The sequence below is a fragment of the Microbacterium sp. Bi98 genome (assembly GCF_918698045.1).
GTDB lineage: Bacteria > Actinomycetota > Actinomycetes > Actinomycetales > Microbacteriaceae > Microbacterium.
Window position 1 is genome coordinate 65,489 of sequence record NZ_CAKKLK010000010.1, and the last position, 17,805, is coordinate 83,293.

At 68.8% G+C, this 17,805-nt stretch carries 16 protein-coding genes and 1 riboswitch; of the genes, 11 read left to right on the forward strand and 5 right to left on the reverse strand.

Annotation, left to right across the window (positions count from 1 at the left end; genetic code table 11):
* Window positions 1-38 precede the first annotated feature (38 nt).
* The 3 genes from LQZ85_RS14215 to LQZ85_RS14225 all read left to right on the forward strand — a co-directional run bounded on the left by LQZ85_RS14215 (window position 39) and on the right by LQZ85_RS14225 (window position 5,271).
* On the forward strand, window positions 39-1,100 hold the full coding sequence (locus LQZ85_RS14215; RefSeq protein WP_056280465.1) for an enoyl-CoA hydratase/isomerase family protein: 1,062 nt from the start codon (window positions 39-41) through the stop codon (window positions 1,098-1,100).
* Between the two features lie 200 nt (window positions 1,101-1,300).
* Entirely contained in the window at window positions 1,301-3,028 is a 1,728-nt protein-coding gene (locus tag LQZ85_RS14220; protein WP_056280467.1) for an ABC transporter ATP-binding protein, read from the forward strand.
* On the forward strand, window positions 3,025-5,271 hold the full coding sequence (locus LQZ85_RS14225; RefSeq protein WP_230101059.1) for an ABC transporter ATP-binding protein: 2,247 nt from the start codon (window positions 3,025-3,027) through the stop codon (window positions 5,269-5,271). Before LQZ85_RS14220 ends, LQZ85_RS14225 begins: the two co-directional genes overlap by 4 nt.
* A 115-nt stretch (window positions 5,272-5,386) precedes the next feature.
* On the opposite strand, the gene LQZ85_RS14230 is transcribed toward LQZ85_RS14225, so the two are convergent.
* Window positions 5,387-6,850, reverse strand: a complete 1,464-nt coding sequence (locus LQZ85_RS14230) for a D-alanyl-D-alanine carboxypeptidase (RefSeq protein ID WP_230101060.1) — start codon at window positions 6,848-6,850, stop codon at window positions 5,387-5,389.
* An 83-nt stretch (window positions 6,851-6,933) separates the two neighbouring features.
* Window positions 6,934-7,043, forward strand: a riboswitch (TPP riboswitch).
* Here LQZ85_RS14230 and LQZ85_RS14235 point away from each other — a divergent pair.
* From LQZ85_RS14235 to LQZ85_RS14255, 5 genes are all read left to right on the forward strand, one after another.
* Entirely contained in the window at window positions 7,037-7,693 is a 657-nt protein-coding gene (locus LQZ85_RS14235) for an ECF transporter S component (RefSeq protein WP_053097984.1), read from the forward strand. It overlaps the preceding riboswitch by 7 nt.
* Window positions 7,690-9,150: an ATP-binding cassette domain-containing protein gene (locus LQZ85_RS14240; RefSeq protein WP_230101061.1), complete on the forward strand. Its 1,461-nt coding sequence runs from the start codon at window positions 7,690-7,692 to the stop codon at window positions 9,148-9,150. Before LQZ85_RS14235 ends, LQZ85_RS14240 begins: the two co-directional genes overlap by 4 nt.
* Window positions 9,147-9,944, forward strand: coding sequence for an energy-coupling factor transporter transmembrane component T (locus tag LQZ85_RS14245; RefSeq protein WP_072592000.1), 798 nt, complete (start codon window positions 9,147-9,149; stop codon window positions 9,942-9,944). The genes LQZ85_RS14240 and LQZ85_RS14245 overlap by 4 nt, the downstream gene beginning before the upstream one ends.
* A gap of 237 nt (window positions 9,945-10,181) precedes the next feature.
* The gene (locus tag LQZ85_RS14250) at window positions 10,182-11,222 is read left to right on the forward strand and encodes a TerC family protein (protein ID WP_056280674.1); all 1,041 of its coding nucleotides are present in this window, start codon (window positions 10,182-10,184) and stop codon (window positions 11,220-11,222) included.
* Window positions 11,223-11,316: 94 nt separating this feature from the next.
* Window positions 11,317-12,600: a hemolysin family protein gene (locus tag LQZ85_RS14255; RefSeq protein ID WP_056280479.1), complete on the forward strand. Its 1,284-nt coding sequence runs from the start codon at window positions 11,317-11,319 to the stop codon at window positions 12,598-12,600.
* 8 nt (window positions 12,601-12,608) lie between these two features.
* On the opposite strand, the gene LQZ85_RS14260 is transcribed toward LQZ85_RS14255, so the two are convergent.
* Window positions 12,609-13,115 (reverse strand): phosphotransferase, encoded by a 507-nt coding sequence (locus tag LQZ85_RS14260; protein ID WP_082586713.1) that lies wholly within the window; start codon window positions 13,113-13,115, stop codon window positions 12,609-12,611.
* A 139-nt stretch (window positions 13,116-13,254) separates the two neighbouring features.
* On the opposite strand from LQZ85_RS14260, the gene LQZ85_RS14265 reads away from it, so the two are divergent.
* The 3 genes from LQZ85_RS14265 (at window position 13,255) to LQZ85_RS14275 (ending at window position 15,717) form a co-directional block, all read left to right on the forward strand.
* Window positions 13,255-13,911: a hypothetical protein gene (locus LQZ85_RS14265; protein WP_230101062.1), complete on the forward strand. Its 657-nt coding sequence runs from the start codon at window positions 13,255-13,257 to the stop codon at window positions 13,909-13,911.
* Between the two features lie 167 nt (window positions 13,912-14,078).
* Window positions 14,079-14,840, forward strand: coding sequence for an SDR family NAD(P)-dependent oxidoreductase (locus tag LQZ85_RS14270; protein ID WP_056280483.1), 762 nt, complete (start codon window positions 14,079-14,081; stop codon window positions 14,838-14,840).
* A 46-nt stretch (window positions 14,841-14,886) separates the two neighbouring features.
* Window positions 14,887-15,717, forward strand: coding sequence for an NAD(P)-dependent oxidoreductase (locus LQZ85_RS14275; RefSeq protein WP_056280486.1), 831 nt, complete (start codon window positions 14,887-14,889; stop codon window positions 15,715-15,717).
* Between the two features lie 27 nt (window positions 15,718-15,744).
* On the opposite strand, the gene LQZ85_RS14280 is transcribed toward LQZ85_RS14275, so the two are convergent.
* From LQZ85_RS14280 to LQZ85_RS14290, 3 genes are read right to left on the reverse strand one after another with little or no spacing between them, the layout of a single operon-like run.
* A complete protein-coding gene (locus LQZ85_RS14280; protein ID WP_053097979.1) occupies window positions 15,745-16,494 on the reverse strand; it encodes a sulfite exporter TauE/SafE family protein in 750 nt (249 codons plus the stop codon).
* A 16-nt stretch (window positions 16,495-16,510) separates the two neighbouring features.
* Window positions 16,511-17,149 (reverse strand): bifunctional 4-hydroxy-2-oxoglutarate aldolase/2-dehydro-3-deoxy-phosphogluconate aldolase, encoded by a 639-nt coding sequence (locus tag LQZ85_RS14285; protein WP_056280489.1) that lies wholly within the window; start codon window positions 17,147-17,149, stop codon window positions 16,511-16,513.
* A gap of 56 nt (window positions 17,150-17,205) precedes the next feature.
* Complete coding sequence (locus LQZ85_RS14290) at window positions 17,206-17,760, reverse strand: ribosomal protein L7/L12 (RefSeq protein ID WP_053097977.1); 555 nt, start codon at window positions 17,758-17,760, stop codon at window positions 17,206-17,208.
* Between the last annotated feature and the right edge of the window lie 45 nt (window positions 17,761-17,805).

Consider the following 17,805-nt stretch of genomic DNA (forward strand, 5'->3'; position numbering starts at 1 on the left):
CGGATGCAAGGCTCAATCCACCGGGTAGCCTGGCAATCGTGACCGAATCCAGCGCCGCTTCCCGGGTCCTCGTCCGTACCGAGGGAGCCCTCGGCAGGCTGACCCTGAACCGACCGGAAGCGATCAACGCGCTCGACTTCGGCATGGTGCAGGAGATCACGCGCACGCTGGAGCGGTGGCGGTACGACACCGATGTGCAGATCGTGCTGATCGACGGCGAAGGCGACCGAGGCATGTGCGCCGGCGGCGATGTGCGGGGACTGCACGCGCAGATCGTGGAGGGCCGATCCGATGAGACGGCGGAGTTCTTCCGCGCGGAGTACGCGCTGAACGCGATGATCGCCGAGTACTCGAAGCCCGTGGTCACCGTCGCCGACGGCATCACGATGGGCGGAGGCGTCGGACTGTCGGGCCACGCGGCCATCCGCATCGTGACCGAGCGGTCGAAGCTCGCGATGCCGGAGACGCGGATCGGCTTCACTCCCGACGTGGGCGGCACGTGGCTGCTGTCACGCGCTCCTGGGCGGTTCGGCGAGTACTTCGGGCTCACGGGGGCGTCGATGAACGGAGCGGATGCCGTGCTGCTCGGCTTCGCCGACCATTTCGTGCCCTCCGATCGCCTCGACGCGCTGCGCGAGGCGCTCGCGTATCGTGCCGATCCGACAGGTCCGGCCGAGATCGTGCTGCTGTTCGACGAGACTCCCGATCCCTCGACGCTTCCGGCCTCTCGGGGATGGATCGACCACGCGTTCTCCGCCGACACGGTCGCGGAGATCGTGTCGCGGCTGCGCGCGGACGAGGCCCCGGATGCCGCGGCGACCGCGGATCTGCTCGAGAGCCTGGCGCCCACCGGGCTGGCCGTCACGCTCGACGCCGTGCGGGAAGCACGTGCGCTGCCGAACCTGCGTGCCGCCCTGGAGGGTGAGTACCGCCGCGTCATGTGGTTCGTCCTGCGGCATCCCGACCTCGTGGAGGGGATCCGGGCGCAGCTGATCGACAAGGACCGCAATCCGAAGTGGAACCCGGCGACGATCTCCGAACTGCCTGCAGACCCCGGCGCCGACGCTCGACACTTCACGCCCGAAGACCCCCTCTTCTAGAGCATTTCGATATATCCGCGGTTGTTCGCCGCGGTGCATAAACCGCTGGCCGCGCCCGAAATGGTTCGCTGTGAGCGAAGGTCCGCCCACAGGGGGATACGAATGTCCGGAGTTCGTGCCACCCTTGCATGTGCGCGATCGTCGGCCTGCGTCCGCCCGTCGGGAGATCCGCCGATTCATCCTTCCTAGAAAGTCCGCCTGTGCTGGGAAAAATCCTCCTCCGTTATCTCGCCCGCTATAAGTGGCTGCTCGTCGCCGTGCTGGTGTTCCAATTCGCCAGCGCTCTGGCCACCCTCTACCTCCCGCGCCTGAACGAAGACATCATCAATAAGGGCGTGGCCCAGTCCGACACCGCCTACATCTGGCGCACCGGGCTCTTCATGCTCGCCGTCTCGCTCGGCCAGATCATCGCGTCGGTCATCGCGACCTACTTCGCGGCTCGCGCGTCGATGGGTGCGGGGCGCGACATCCGTGCCGACGTCTTCGCCAAGGTCAGCGGATTCTCCGAGCGAGAGGTGTCGCAGTTCGGCGCCGGCTCGCTCATCACGCGCAACACGAACGACGTGCAGCAGGTGCAGATGCTCGCGATGATGGGCGCGACGATGCTCGTCACCGCGCCGCTGCTCGCGATCGGCGGCATCATCTTCGCCGTGCAGACGAACATCGGCCTGAGCTGGCTCATCGCCGTGTCCGTCCCGCTGCTGCTGATCGTCGCCGGTCTCGTCGTCAGCCGCATGGTTCCGCTGTTCCGCAGCTATCAGGGCAAGCTCGACACCGTGAACCGCGTGCTGCGCGAGCAGCTCACCGGCGTGCGCGTGGTCCGTGCCTTCGTCCGAGAGGGCATCGAAGAAGAGCGCTTCCGCGGTGCCAACACCGACATCATGGTGGTCGGCCGCAAGGTCGGCTCGCTGTTCGTCCTGCTGTTCCCGCTGTTCATGCTCATCCTCAACGTCACGATCGTGGCGGTCGTGTGGTTCGGCGGCATCGAGGTCAACAGCGGCACGGTGCAGGTCGGCACGATCTTCGCCTTCATGCAGTACATCGGCCAGATCATGGGCGGCGTCATCATGGCCAGCTTCATGGCGATCATGATCCCGCGCGCGGCAGTGTCGGCCGAGCGCATCGGCGAGGTGCTCGAGACGCAGTCGAGCATGGTGCGGCCGGCCGACGGCGTGACCGACTTCCCGACACCCGGTTCGGTCGCCTTCGACGGCGTCGAGTTCACCTACCCGGGCGCCGACTCTCCCGTTCTCAAGGGCATCAGCTTCGCGGCCGAGCCCGGCGAGACGGTGGCGATCGTCGGATCGACCGGTGCCGGCAAGACGACCCTCGTGTCGTTGATCCCACGACTCTTCGACGTCTCCGGCGGAGCCGTCTTCGTCGGCGGCGCCGATGTGCGCGATGCCGACGTCGAGTCGCTGTGGGCGACCATCGGCCTCGTTCCGCAGCGTCCGTTCCTCTTCACCGGAACCGTGGCCTCGAACCTCCGGTACGGCCGCGAGGACGCGACCGACGAAGAGCTCTGGCATGCGCTGGAGATCGCTCAGGGACGCGACTTCGTCGAGGAGATGCCCCAGGGGCTCGACTCGAGGATCACCCAGGGCGGCACCAACGTCTCGGGCGGTCAGCGTCAGCGCCTGGCGATCGCCCGCGCGATCGTCCGTCAGCCGCAGATCCTGGTCTTCGACGACTCGTTCTCCGCGCTCGACCTCACCACCGACGCCCGACTGAGGCAGGCGCTGTGGCGTGAACTGCCGCACGTGACCAAGATCGTGGTCGCGCAGCGCGTCTCATCCATCACCGATGCGGACCGCATCGTCGTCCTCGAAGGGGGCACCATGGTCGGCGTCGGCACGCACGAGGAGCTTCTCGAGACCAGCACGACCTACCGAGAGATCGTCGAGTCGCAGCTGGGGGTGGACGCATGAGCGAGCAGGACGCTCCCCGGACCCGCCGCGGTCGCGCGGCCAAGGCGGCGGACACGACCACTGCGGTCGAGCCGGAGCTGACAGACGAAGAGAAGTACGAGGCCGAGCTCGCCGAGAAGGCGCGCCAGGACGGCGGCGGCTGGGACAGCGTCGCTCCCGGAAAGGCCGACAACTTCGGCAAGAGCTTCAGCCGGATGATCGGGCTGCTCAAGCCGTCGGCCGTCTGGTTCATCCTGGTGTCGATCGCCGGCGCCGTCGGCGTCGTGCTCACGGTCGCGGCGCCGAAGGTGCTCGGTGAGGCCACGAACCTCATCTACAAGGGCTTCATCTCCGTGCAGCTCGCGCAGGCGAACGGGGACCTCCCCGGGTTCCCCGCCGGCACTCCGCAGGACGATGTCGTCGCGGCACTCCGCCAGGGAGGGCAGGACGACTTCGCCAACCAGGTCGAGGCCCTCGGCGCCTTCCGTGTCGGTGACGGTGTCGACTTCGACGCGCTGCGGTGGATCATCATCGCCGTGCTGGCGATCTATGTCACCGCCGCCTTCCTCAGCTGGATCCAGGGTTACGTCATCAACGTCATCATGGTCCGCACCATGTGGCGTCTGCGCGAGCAGGTCGAGGCGAAGATCAACCGTCTGCCCCTGTCGTACTTCGACAAGGTGCAGCGCGGTGATCTGATCTCGCGCGTGACCAACGACATCGACAACATCACCCAGACCATGCAGCAGTCGCTGTCCGGCGCGATCACGGCCGTACTCACGGTCGTGGGCGTGCTGGTCCTGATGTTCTCGATCTCCTGGCAGCTCGCTCTCGTCGCGCTCGTGGCCCTCCCGCTCATGGGTGTGATCTTCGGCGTCATCGGCCCTCGCTCGCAGAAGGCCTTCGGCACGCAGTGGCGCAAGGTCGGCCGTCTGAACGCTCGCGTCGAAGAGGCCTTCTCCGGTCACGCGCTGGTCAAGGTCTTCGGTCGCGAGCAGGACGCGCTGGAGAAGTTCCAGGGCGAGAACGAGGAGCTGTTCCAGGCCAGCTTCAAGGCGCAGTTCCTCTCCGGCATCATCATGCCGGCGATGACCTTCGTCGGCAGCCTCACCTACGTGGGCATCGCGGTGCTCGGCGGTCTCATGGTCGCCAACGGGCAGCTGCGTCTCGGAGACGTGCAGGCGTTCATCCAGTACTCGCAGCAGTTCACGCAGCCGCTGTCCGAGCTCGGTGGGATGGCGGCCGTCGTGCAGTCCGGCACGGCATCGGCCGAGCGGGTGTTCGAGCTCCTCGACACCGAAGAGCAGGAAGCGGACGACGCGGATGCTCCGAAGCTCGCCGACGGCAAGGGCGTCGTGGAGTTCGAGAACGTCGCGTTCTCGTACACTCCCGACCGTCCGCTGATCACCGACCTCTCGTTCCGGGTCGAGCCCGGTCAGACGGTCGCGATCGTCGGTCCGACGGGAGCGGGCAAGACCACTCTCGTCAACCTCATCATGCGGTTCTACGAACTGAACGGCGGGCGCATCCTGCTCGACGGTCAGGACATCTCCGAGGTCACGCGTGACCAGCTGCGCTCTCGCACCGGCATGGTCCTGCAGGACCCGTGGCTGTTCGCCGGGAGCATCCGCGAGAACATCCGGTACGGACGCTCGACCGCGACCGACGACGAGGTTCTCGAAGCGGCGAAGGCGACCTATGTGGATCGCTTCGTGCATGCCCTCCCCGAGGGCTACGACACCGTGCTCGACGAAGACGCGTCGAACGTCTCGGCGGGCGAGCGTCAGCTGATCACGATCGCGCGAGCGTTCGTGGCCCAGCCGTCGATCCTGATCCTCGATGAGGCCACGTCGGCGGTCGACACCCGCACCGAGCTGCTGCTGCAGCACGCGATGGCGGCGCTTCGACAGGGACGCACCTCGTTCGTGATCGCGCACCGCCTGTCGACCATCCGCGATGCCGACCTCATCCTCGTGATGGAGCACGGAGACATCGTCGAGAAGGGCACGCACGACGAGCTCATCGCCGCGCAGGGCGCCTACTGGCGCCTCTACCAGTCGCAGTTCGAACAGGCGGCGACCGACATCGACGCAGAGGACGCGCTCACCGGCTCGACTCCGGTCGTCATGAGCGGCGACGCCGAAGACGCGGCTGCGTCGGCACAGGTCGGCGTCTCGGTGGGGGCGCAGACTCCCGCTGCCGAGGCAGCGGCCGCGCAGGCAGTGGTCGAACGGCCGGATGCCGGAGGCTCCTCACGCGCCTGAAGCGCCAGAGCGCCTGAAGCGCCAGAGCCCCTGAAGTGACAGAACGCCTCGCCTCCCGAATCCCGGGCGGCGAGGCGTTCTGCGTCCGTCGAGCTTTCGCTGGAGGGACGACGCGTCAGCGCTGGTCGGCCGTGATGCCGAGGAGTTCGAGGGGGTGGGTCAGCCGCCACCACGGGCTCGGGGCATCGACATCGTCGGCGAGCGACAGCGACGTCGTCACCGTGTTCAACGGCCCGACGCTCGTCATCGTGCCGACCTCGTCGCCCGCTTCGCGGTTGTCGCCGAGTGAGAAGTCCGTCGAGGCCTCGGCGACGGCGCCGTTCCACAGGACCACATCGGCATCCGCATCCGTGACGACATCGGTGCTCGCGCCCCACGCCGTGGTGACGGTGCCGACGACCGTGCCCTCGGCGACGGCGGGAGTCTGCTGCTCCAGCGCCGTCTCGACCTGCGTGAACAGCGAACGGGTCTCCGTGAGGCGCTGCGCGTCGTCGGCCTGACCGAGAACCGACGCGTACAGATGCACAGTCGTGTCGTCGACAGTGACGACCTTCGCGGTCAACAGGTTCCAGCTGTCGCCGAGCGTGCCGGTCTTGACGCCGACGACGCCGGGGTCCGCCAGCATCCCGTTCGTGTTCACCACCGTGCCCGCACCCGGAAGATCGACCGACGGAGTTCCGACGATGCCGGCGAAGACGGGGTTCTGCATCGCGATCTCGGCCAACGCGACGAGCGACTCGGGTGTGGCCCGGTTGCGGTCGTCGAAGCCCGACGGAGTGATGATCGTGATGTCGTCGAGACCACGGTCGCGCAGCCACACAGCTGCTGCGGCGGTGAACGACGACGGGGAACCCCAGATCTCCGCGGAGAGCCGGTCGATGTAGTTGTTGGCCGATCCGAGCAGCGTTCCCTGGAGGAGCTGGAACTCGGTGAGAGTGCCGCCCACGGGCACGTCGAGCGCGGACTGGTCGGAGCGGCGGTAGTCCCAGTAGGCCAGGTTGTCGGCTCGCGTGAACGAGAACTCGGGGCCCTGCTCGCCCACGGCGAGGGGCATCCGCTCGAGCACCATCAAGCTCGAGACGACCTTGGTGACGCTTGCGATCGCGGCAGCGTCGAGCGACGACGACGTCGTGCCGATGCCGCCGATCCCCACGGCAGCGCTTCCCTGGGCAGGGAAGGTGATCGCGGCAGCGGGCGCTGCGACGGGGGCGAGCTCGACGGCCTGAACCGTCGGCGCGACCTCGTGCAACGGCCACAGCATGGCCGATCCGGCGTAGGTGCCGAGCAAGCCGACGAGGACGCCGAGCGGCACCAGCACGCCGGGCCGGGCGATCGCCGGGCGCAGGTGCGCTCCGGTCAGCAGCGCACCGCCGCTCTCCACGGCCGGCGCGTCATCGAGCGCGTCGGTCGCCGGGTGCTGGGCCACGTCGACCGGGTCGACCCACGTCAGGGGAGTGCCGCCGCTGTCTTCCTCCGCCCACTGCGCGGGGGGAGTCGCCTCAGGAGTGAAGATCGCAGAGACGTCGTCATCCGCAGGAACGGCGGAGGCGGTGGCCTCGGCGGAATCGGGAGCGGTCACCTCCTCACGGTACCGAACTCGTGCGGGGATCCGTGTCGCTGCAGCGGGAGAGGACGCGGGGTGTCGCCTCTGGGTAAGATCGTGGGTACAACCACGGGAGTCCGGCGAGCCGGGCTGAGAGGGAGCGAATCGCGCTTCGACCGTCGAACCTGATCTGGGTCATGCCAGCGCAGGGAGGAGTCACAGATGAGTACATCCACGTCCGGATCCACCACGGGATCGGCATCGGCCACGCAGTCATCGACGGGCCTCGGTCGCCCGCAGCTCTGGCGCTGGCGGGTCGTCGACATCGTCGTGGCGAGTGTCATCGCCGTCGCATGCGCGATGATCTTCCTGCTCTGGAACGTCGGCTACGAGGTGCCGAGCAGCATCCTGACGCCGCTGCTCCCCGGTGTGCAGGGCCTGCTCGCCGGCCCCTGGCTGATCGCCGGCGTGCTCGGCGGTCTGATCATCCGCAAGCCCGGCGCCGCTCTGTACACCGAGCTGGTCGCCGCGATCATCTCAGCACTCGTCGGCAACGCGTGGGGCCCGCTCACGATCGTCTCGGGCCTTGTGCAGGGTCTCGGCGCAGAGCTGGTGTTCCTGATCTTCCTGTACGGCGTCTGGCGGCTGCCTGTCGCGATGCTGGCTGGTGCCGGTGCGGGTCTCGCCTGCGGCATCAACGACCGCATCCTCTGGTACGCCGGCGCCGACACGCTCTTCACGAGCGTCTACATCGTCTCGACGACCATTTCGGGCGCGGTCATCGCCGGACTCGGGGCGTGGTTGATCGCACGAGGCCTCGCCGCCACGGGCGCCCTCAGCCGGTTCGCCGCCGGCCGCGAGGTCACCGCACGGGTGTGAGCTCGCTCACGACGCCCGCCACCCTCGAAGCCCGTGGCTGGGGGTGGCGGTACGCGACGCGACGGCGCTGGGCGGTGCGCGACGTCGACCTGCGCATCGAGCCGGGGGAGCGGGTGCTGCTGCTCGGCGCCTCCGGCTCGGGCAAGTCGACGCTGCTCCAGGGGTTCGGTGGGGTGCTCGGCGGTGCGGATGAGGGCGAGACGCACGGTGCGCTGCTCGTCGACGGCGTGCCGCCCACCGATGCCCGGGGACGGGTCGGGATGGTCCTGCAGGATCCCGATACGCAGACGATCCTCGCGAGGGTCGGCGACGACGTCGCCTTCGGCTGCGAGAACCTCGGCGTACCCCGAGACGAGATCTGGCAGCGGGTGCGCGCGGCGCTGGACGCCGTAGAGCTCGACGTCGCCCTCGATCGATCCACGGCCGCGCTGTCGGGCGGCCAGAAGCAGCGCCTCGCCCTCGCCGGCGTGCTCGCGATGCGACCGGGTGCCATCCTGCTCGACGAACCGACGGCGAACCTCGACCCCGAGGGGGTGCGGGACGTACGGGATGCCGTGGCCGCCGCCCTCGATGCGACGAGTGCGACCCTCGTGGTCATCGAGCATCGCATCGACATCTGGCTGCCGCTCGTGACCCGGGTGATCGTGCTCGGCGCCGAGCCGGATGGAACGGTCGTGCTCGCCGACGGCAGCCCGGACGCGGTCCTCGGCGCTCGGGGCGCGGAGCTCGCGGCATCCGGTGTCTGGGTTCCCGGGCACCCGCCCGCCGTCCCGCCCGCACCGGCGCAGCGGCCGGGAGCGACGCTGCTGGAGGCCCGTGGTCTCACTGTGTCTCGCAGGCGCGGGCTCGCCGTCGCCGGTCCGTTCGACGTCGATGTGCGCGCCGGAGAGGTGCTCGGGGTCACCGGCGCGAACGGCGCAGGCAAATCGACGCTCGGGCTCACGCTCGCGGGATTGATCCCGGCCGAAGAAGGTCGGGTCGCCGCTCTGCCGCCCCTCGCCGCCGGAGAGAAGCCGGATCCCATCCACTGGTCGTCGCGCGCCCTGCTCACGCGCATCGCGTCGGTCATGCAGACGCCCGAGCACCAGCTGCTCGCCAAGACCGTGCGCGACGAGCTGTCGGTCGGGCCGCGGGCGCTGAAGCTGCCGGACGCCGAGATCGCCTCCCGAGTCGACGACCTGCTCGAAAGACTGCGGCTCACCTCGCTCGCCGCAGCCAATCCCTACACCCTGTCGGGCGGAGAGAAGCGGCGGCTCACGGTCGCCGCCGCCCTCGCCACGCGGCCCCGGATGCTGGTGCTCGACGAGCCCACCTTCGGGCAGGATGCGACGACCTGGGCCGAACTCGTCGGCCTGATCGCACGTCTGCGCGACGAGGGCACGGCGATCGTGGCGATCAGTCATGACGAGGCCGTGCTCGAGGCTCTGCACGCTCGGCGCATCGAGGTGGGACGATGATCGATCCGCTGACCGCCCGCGTCGAACGATCCGGTCCGATCGCCCCGCGCTCGGCCCTCGCGAAACTCATCGCGGCGCTTCTCATCGCCCTGCCCCTCGTGCTGACGATCGACGTGGTGTCGGCATCCGTCGCCCTGCTGCTCGAGATCCCTCTGCTCGTGCTCGCAGGCCTGCGCGCGAAGGAGTTCTGGACCCGCACCGCGGTGCTGTGGATCGCGGCGCCGCTCAGTGCGGTCACGATCGCTCTCTACGGCGCGACCAGCGGCACCGTGCATGTCGAGTGGCTCGTCGTGCGCATCAGCGACGGGTCGCTCGCGCTCGCTGCGGCGACCGCCGTGCGCGTGCTCGCGATCGGACTCCCCGCGGTGGTGCTCTTCATCACGGTCGACCCCACCGACCTCGCCGACGACCTGGCGCAGCGGGTGAGGCTGCCTGCGCGATTCGTCGTCGGCGCGCTCGCGGGGATGCGGATGCTGGGCCTGCTCGTCGACGACTGGCGGGCGCTCTCTCTCGCGCGGCGTGCGCGCGGGGTGGCCGACGAGGGGCGGGTCCGTCGTGCGCTCGGCATGGCGTTCGCGCTGTTCGTGCTGGCGATCCGTCGTGGATCGTCGCTGGCGACGGCCATGGAGGCTCGCGGCTTCGGCGGTGCGGCACCGCGTTCGTGGGCGCGGGAGTCGAGGTGGGACCGACGCGACACGGCGCTGGTCATCGTCGCGGCGGTGATCCCGGCGGTGGCGATCGCGGCGGCGGTGCTCACGGGTGCGTGGAACTTCATCCTCGGCCCGACCGCCTGACGAGCCCACGACCTGACATCGCCGCCCGAACCACCGGAACCGGAAGCATCCACTCAGCTTTCTCATAGCTGGAATGCCGATGTATTCGCTAGCATCGAGTGAACCCAAGGGGAGTACTCCACCACGGGCGGCTCGTCATTACGGATGTACCTGCATCCCGGGTCCCCGGTCCTCGTTCTCGAGGATGGAGAAGACCTTGGCGTCGACCTCGTCACGCCTCGTCTTCTGGAGACCTCCTTGAACATCACCCCCCTCGTGTGGATCATCACGATCGCCGTCACGATCGCCTTCTTCGTGTACGAGTTCTTCGCGCACGTGCGAAAGCCCCATGAGCCCACCATCGGCGAGTCCGCCCGCTGGTCGGCGTTCTACATCGGTCTGGCCCTGCTGTTCGGCGTCGGCATCGGCACCGTGTCGGGCTGGACGTACGGCGGTGAGTACTTCGCCGGGTACCTGACCGAGAAGGCGCTGTCGATCGACAACCTCTTCGTGTTCCTCATCGTGATGACCGGCTTCGCCGTGCCGCGCATCTATCAGCAGAAGGTGCTGATGATCGGCATCGTCATCGCGCTCATCATGCGCGGTGGATTCATCGCGCTCGGCGCCACGCTGATCGAGAACTTCTCCTGGATCTTCTACCTCTTCGGTGCGCTGCTGCTGTTCCTGGCCTACCGCCAGGCGTTCGCACAGGGCGACCACAACCCGGCCAACGGCCGGTTCATGCGCTTCGTGCGCCGTATCCTGCCGGTGAGCGACGAGTACAACGGCGACCGCCTGACCGTGCAGCGCGACGGCAAGCGATTCTTCACGCCGATGTTCCTCGTGATCATCGCGATCGGCTTCGTCGACCTGATCTTCGCGGTCGACTCGATCCCCGCCATCTACGGCCTGACCGAAGAGGCCTACATCGTCTTCACGGCCAACGCCTTCGCCCTCATGGGCCTGCGCCAGCTGTACTTCCTCATCGGCGGCCTGCTGCAGCGCCTCGTGTACCTCGCGCAGGGCCTCGCGGTCATCCTCGCGTTCATCGGCGTCAAGCTCGTGCTGCACGCGATGCACGTCAACGAGCTCCCGTTCATCAACGGCGGCGAGCCGATGCTGTGGGCGCCTGAGATCCCGATCTGGTTCTCGCTCGTCTTCATCGGCGCGACGATCGCCGTCGCCACCGTCGCGAGCCTCATGAAGACGCGACGCGACGACAAGCGCGACGCGCTCGACGCTCCTGATCCGTCCCGCTCTGCACCGCTCACCACCGACACCCAGAAGGAACACTCGTGAACCAGTCGCGCCGCTCCGACGCGTCCGCAGACCCCGACAGACCCGGCGCCCGAATGACCTCGGGCACCCCCGCACCTCGTGAGGTGACCCGCTGATGGGCGACCTCGCGGTGAACATCGCTCTGGTGTTCGTGTTCGTCCTCGTCGGCGGCGTGTTCGCCGCGACGGAGATGGCCCTCGTCACGTTGCGTGAGAGTCAGATCAATGCGATCGCTGCTCGTGGCAGACGAGGCGAGAAGGTCGCGAGCCTGGCTCGCAACCCGAACACCTTCCTCTCGGCGGTGCAGATCGGCGTGACGGTCGCCGGCTTCGCCTCGGCCGCTTACGGTGCGACCTCGATCGCCCCGTCGGTCGCGCCTCTGCTCGAGAACCTCGGGGTCGCCGCTCCGCTGGCTCTCACCCTCTCGACCGTGCTGCTGACGCTCGTGATCGCCTACCTGTCGCTCGTGCTCGGCGAGCTCGTGCCCAAGCGGCTCGCCATCCAGCGCAACGCCCAGTTCGCGTATGCCGTCGCGCCGGTGCTCGACGGCTTCGCCGTGGTCATGAGGCCGGTCATCTGGCTGCTGTCGGTGTCGACGAATGCGGTCGTGCGTCTGCTGGGCGGCGACCCGCACAAGGCGGCGGACGAGCTCAGCGAGGAGGAGCTGCGCGACATCGTCGCGACGCATCAGAGCCTCCCCGACGACGAGCGACGCATCCTCGACGACGTGCTGTCGCTGCGCGGACGTCAGGTGAGCGAGGTCATGCGGCCCCGTCCCGAGGTCGTCGCGCTCGACGGCGCCGCGACGCTCGCCGAGGCCATCGCGGACGTGCGCGAGCTGCCGTTCTCGCGGTACCCGGTGATCGACGCCTCGCTCGACGACATCGTGGGCTTCGTGCATGTGCGCGACCTCTTCGAGGCCGCCGCCGACGACGCGACGCGCGCGGTGCTCGGACTCATGCGTCCCGTCGAGTACGTGCCCTCGACCGCGGGCGTGCTACCCACCCTGACCCGCATGCGGGCGGCCGGTCACCAGATCGCCGTCGTGGTCGACGAGTACGGCGGCACTGACGGCATCGTGACGCTCGAGGACCTCGTCGAAGAGGTCGTGGGCGAGATCTTCGACGAGTACGACACGGAGGACCGGATGCCGGACGCCGGCGGCGCACTCGACGGCCGCCTCAATCTGCAGGACTTCGCCGAGATCACCGGGATCGCGCTGCCCCGTGGCGCATCGGACACGGTCGCGGGCTTCGTCACCGAGATGCTCGGCCGCCTCGCGGTGGTCGGTGATTCGGTCGAGGTGCCCGGTGCGACGATCCGCGTGACGGCCGTCGATCGTCGCCGGATCTCGGAGATCCGAGTGGCCGTGCACGAGGACGCCTCGCCGACCGACTGAGTCGGGTCTCAGGTCTCGTTCCAGAGTCGGCGGTAGTACTCGAGCCGAGGCGGCTCGTGCAGGTCGGCCGGCACCGTGACGCCGCGCTCGACCGCGTTCGCGATCCTCCATGCGGAGCTCCAGGTCCAGGGGCACTGCTCGACGGGCAGCGAGTCGTGCATCGCGCGCAGCGCGGTTCCGACCGCGCGTACGGCGGTCTCGGGGTCGTCGATCCATCGGGGGTCCACAGCGCTGCGGCCCGGGAATGCAGCCGTGACGAGCCACTCGTGCGTGGCGTCCTCACCCTGATCGATCACCTCGGGAACAGCGATCCAACGCCGTGCCCACCGCATCCGCTCCGCTTCGTCCCGCATGTTCGCCTCGGCGTCATGCGGGCCCCACTTGATGTAGCGCCCGTCGTCGGTGCGAAAGGTGAGCCCGCCGATGCCGTTCAGCCATACCGGCGTGAGCGTGGCGCCCGCGGCCAGTGACCGCACGATCGGCGGGATCTCCGTCGTCGTGGAGGGGATGCTCATGGGGCGCTCATCTCATGTTCGAACGTATATCGGTATGCGTGTATTTTTCCGGCTCCGGGCGGCGGGACGCGGTTAGTCTCAGTCGCGGTCGCCGTCGGCGGCCGCATCATCCATCCCACTCGACACATCAGAGGTCTTCGTGCGCGTTTCGTCCCGGTCACAGTGGTGGCGGCGGCAGGGCAGCGATGCCGATGCCTCCTCGTCCGCATCCGCGGCTCCCGAGGTCGCACCCGGTGCCGATTCCGATGCCGCTCACGCTACCGCGGTCGGGCTGCCGAAGGCTCCGGCGATCTCGTCGCAGGAATCCGGCGAACGGGATCTCGACCAGTTCGTCGAGTGGATCTGGAGCGGCGACGTTCCGGCATCCGCACAGGCACCTGACGCCGACGTCGAGAGCACACGCATCACCATAGAGGAGCAGTACAACATGAGTTCACTTGACGACGCCCTGCAGCAGCTGCTGGCCATCGAGGGCGCCACCGGCGCCGCGATCGTCGACTACGGCAGCGGAATGGCACTCGCCCAGGGAGGCAACCCCTCATTCGACCTGGGGATCGCCGCCGCGGGCAACTCGAACGTCGTGCGCGCCAAGCTGGCGACGATGCGCGACCTCGGCATCACGGATGAGATCGACGACATCCTCATCACCCTGAGCTCGCAGTATCACCTGATCAACGTGCTCAACACGACCGGTGCGAGCGGGCTCTTCATCTACCTCGTGCTCAACAGTGCGTCGGCGAACCTCGCGCTCGCACGCCACAAGCTGAAGGGCATCGCCGCGCAGATCCAGGTCTGATCTCGTGAGTCACTCCGAAGGGGCGGGGCCGTCATGGCCCCGCCCCTTCGACGTGCGCGGCGTAGGCTCGGGGTCGACACCGTCGCGAGGCCTCTGGCGATGTGTCACCTGAAACTCGGAATCAGCTAAACTGACACTGAGTCGCACACGTTTCGAAGGAGAACCGCATGCAGATCCAGGGCTCGAGTGCTCTCATCACCGGCGGTGCGTCCGGTCTGGGCCTCGCCACCGCGCGGACGCTCGCCGCCGCCGGCGCCGTCGTCACCATCCTCGACCTGCCCTCGTCGGCCGGTGCCGAGATCGCGTCCGACCTCGGCGGGGTGTTCTCAGGCGGAGACGTCACGAGCGCTGAGGATGCCGCTGCCGCCGTGGCCGCAGCGCAGGCCGCCGCTCCGCTGCGGATCGTCGTCAACTGCGCGGGCATCGCCCCGCCGGCGAAGGTGCTCGACCGCGAGGGCAACCCGGCCGTGCTCGCCGACTTCGAGCGCATCGTCCGCATCAACCTCGTCGGCACCTTCAATGTCCTGTCGCAGGCCTCCGCCGTGATCGCGAAGAACGACGCGACCGACACCGGCGACCGTGGTGTCATCGTGAACACCGCGAGCGTGGCCGCTTTCGACGGGCAGATCGGCCAGCCGGCATACTCGGCCTCGAAGGGCGGCGTGCACGCCATGACGCTTCCCGTCGCTCGCGAGCTCGCTCGTTACGGCATCCGCGTCTGCACGATCGCTCCCGGCATCATGGAGACCCCGATGCTGATGGGCCTGCCGCAGGCGGCGCAGGACTCGCTGGGCCAGCAGGTGCCGTTCCCCTCGCGTCTCGGACGCCCCGACGAGTACGCCTCTCTCGTGCAGCAGATCGTCGAGAACGGCTACCTCAACGGCGAGACGATCCGCCTCGACGGCGCGATCCGCATGGCACCGAAGTAAGCCCGAACCCCGAAGTCCCGAAGCCCCGACGCTCCAAGGAGAATCCATGTCACTGGCAGGCAAGACCATCCTGATGTCCGGCGGCAGCCGCGGCATCGGACTCGCGATCGCGCTGCGTGCCGCGGCTGACGGCGCGAACATCGCGATGCTGGCGAAGACCGACACCCCGCATCCGAAGCTCGAGGGAACGGTGCACACGGCCGCCGACCAGATCAGGGCGGCGGGCGGTCAGGCGCTGCCGATCGTCGGGGACGTGCGCGACGACGACGACATCACCGAGGCCGTGCTCAAGACGCAGGGCGAGTTCGGCGGCATCGACATCGTCATCAACAACGCCAGCGTCATCGACCTCTCGCGCTCGCTCGACCTCGGCGCGAAGAAGTACGACCTGATGCAGGACGTGAACGTCCGCGGCACGTTCATGCTCTCGCGCGCGGCGGTGCCGATCCTCAAGGACGCCGAGAACCCCCACATCCTGTCGCTGTCGCCGCCCCTGAACCCCACGCCGAAGTGGCTCGGTGCGCACACCGGATACACGCTCGCGAAGTTCGGCATGACGATGGTCACGCTCGGCCTTGCCGCGGAGTTCGCCCGCGACGGCATCGCCGCCAACACCCTGTGGCCGCGCACCACCATCGCCACCGCCGCGGTGCAGAACCTGCTCGGCGGCGACAAGGTCATGGCGGCGAGCCGCACGCCCGACATCTACGCCGACGCCGCCTACGCGGTGCTGCTCAAGCCCGCGGCCGAGTACAGCGGTCAGACCCTGATCGTCGAGGACGTGCTCGAGGCCGACGGCGTGACCGACTTCTCGCATTACGCCGCCGTCCCCGGCACTCCCGACGACCGGCTGTTCCCCGACATCTTCCTCGACTGAGGCGGTCCTGCCGCGGGGAGCAGACGGTCAGAACAGCAGGTAGACGGCGCCGGCGATCGTCAGCACGATCACGATGCGGTCGAACAGCACCTGGTTCATGCGCTTCGCGAGGCGGATGCCGCCCAGAGCGCCGAGCACCACGAGCGGCGCGAGCACGGCATCCATGAGCAGCACGTGGCCCTCGAAGAGGCCGAGGCCCGCGAGGAACGGGATCTTCACGAGGTTGATGATCGCGAAGAACCAGGCCGAGGTGCCGAGGAACACCTGCACGGGCGTGCGGGTGGCGAGGAAGTACATCGACATCACGGGTCCGCCCGCATTGGCGACCATGGTCGTGAAGCCCCCGAGAGTGCCGTAGACGCCCGAGAGCACGATGCCTCCCGGTGCGGGCGACGCGGCATCCGCCCGGTCCTGCCGCCATCGCCGCCAAAGGGTGACTGCGATCATCGCCAGCAGGATCACGCCGATCGCCCGACGTACGATGCCGTCGCCCGCGAGCGCGAGGAACGCGAAGCCGGCCAGCAGCCCTGCGAGTACGGCGGGCGCGAGGCGCAGCAGCGTCGGCCAGTGCGCGTGGCGGCGATAGGTGATCAACGCGAACACGTCGCCGACGATGAGCAGCAGGAGCATCGCGGCGGTCGACGTGCGCGCGGGGAGCACGGTCGCGAACAGTGCGATGGCCAGGATGCTGCCGCCGGGGAGCGCGGTCTTCGAGATGCCGATCGTGACGGCGGCGAGGCCGAGCGCCGCCCAGGCGAGGGGTGCGAGTTCGATCACCGGGTCATCGGCCGACTCAGCTGCGGGTCGCAGCGAGCGCCGCGGCGAAGCGGGCCGAGCGCTGTTCGATGTCGGCCCAGTCGGATGCAGCGAGCGAGGCGCCGTTCGCGAGGTCGCCGCCCGCTCCGACCGCCACGGCTCCGGCGCGGAACCAGTCGGCGAGGTTGTCGGGGCTGACGCCTCCCGTCGGCATCAGCGGAGCATCCGGGAACGGTCCGCGCAGCGCGCCGAGGTACGAGGGCCCGCCGAGGGACGCGGGGAAGATCTTGACCACGTCGACGCCGAGCTCGAGCGCGCCCATGACCTCGGTCGGGGTCATGGCACCTGTCATGACGACGCGGCCGGTCTCGAGCATCGCTCGGGTCAGAGCGGGCAGGGTTCCGGGGCTGACGAGGAACTCCGCACCGGCATCGGCGGCGAGGGCGGCCTGCTCGGCAGTCGTCACTGTGCCCGCGCCGATGTAGGCCGCGTCGCCGTGGCGCGCGATGAGTTCGCGGATCACCGAGGGGGCGTCGGGGGTCGAGAAGGTGACCTCGATGCCGGTCACGCCACCGCGGATGATCGCCTCGGACGCCTCGAGTGCGAGCTCGGGCGAGGGTGCGCGCAAGACGGCGAGGACGCCGGCGGAACGGGCGCGGGAGAGGCGGTCGGGCATGGCGAAGACTCCTTCGATGGGGGATCGGCTCCATTCTCCCCGACCGCAGCCTGTAACTACAAGTGGCGCGGGTGTGGCCAGGCCTCGACGACGTCCTTCGCCTGCTTGAGGCCGAGCCCGGTGTGCTCCCTGACCAGCTTGATCGCCTGGATCTTCTGCTCGGCGGCGATGAGCCGGTCGACCTCGGAGGCGACGGATGCCGGCAGCGCGCCCCGCACCGACGACGGCGTCGCCGTGATCGACGAGTGGGCGGCCGAGGCGTTCGAGACGGCCGCGAGGTGCGGTGCCGTGGTGCTGACGGACCAGTGGTCGATCCGGTCCTTGGCCTCCTGCAGGCGCACGCCCGTGTGCTGCCGGTAGAGCTTGATCGCGTGGATCTTCTGCCCGGCGGCGACGAGACGATCGATCTCGGCGATCGCCGCAGGCGTCAGCTGCGATGCCGAGGCGGTCGACGTCGAAGCGGATGCCACGGATCGGGCCATCGTCGGCGACGGGGTGAACACGTGCGGCTCCGGTGCCTTCGGGCGCATCGATCGCAGGGCGGCGCCGATGATCACCACGCCCACGACGACAGCTGCGATGACCGCGCCGACAGCGATGATGATGTCCATGGGGTCAGTCTAGGGACGCCGGGGCCGGCGCCCCAGGCGCTTCCC

Coding starts and splice junctions, on each gene's coding strand:
- LQZ85_RS14270 (WP_056280483.1), top strand. CDS start 14,079: ATGCAGATCCAGGGCTCGAGTGCTCTCATCACCGGCGGTGCGTCCGGT.
- LQZ85_RS14260 (WP_082586713.1), bottom strand. CDS start 13,115: ATGAGCATCCCCTCCACGACGACGGAGATCCCGCCGATCGTGCGGTCA.
- LQZ85_RS14275 (WP_056280486.1), top strand. CDS start 14,887: ATGTCACTGGCAGGCAAGACCATCCTGATGTCCGGCGGCAGCCGCGGC.
- LQZ85_RS14290 (WP_053097977.1), bottom strand. CDS start 17,760: ATGGACATCATCATCGCTGTCGGCGCGGTCATCGCAGCTGTCGTCGTG.
- LQZ85_RS14255 (WP_056280479.1), top strand. CDS start 11,317: ATGGGCGACCTCGCGGTGAACATCGCTCTGGTGTTCGTGTTCGTCCTC.
- LQZ85_RS14235 (WP_053097984.1), top strand. CDS start 7,037: ATGAGTACATCCACGTCCGGATCCACCACGGGATCGGCATCGGCCACG.
- LQZ85_RS14245 (WP_072592000.1), top strand. CDS start 9,147: ATGATCGATCCGCTGACCGCCCGCGTCGAACGATCCGGTCCGATCGCC.
- LQZ85_RS14225 (WP_230101059.1), top strand. CDS start 3,025: ATGAGCGAGCAGGACGCTCCCCGGACCCGCCGCGGTCGCGCGGCCAAG.
- LQZ85_RS14285 (WP_056280489.1), bottom strand. CDS start 17,149: ATGCCCGACCGCCTCTCCCGCGCCCGTTCCGCCGGCGTCCTCGCCGTC.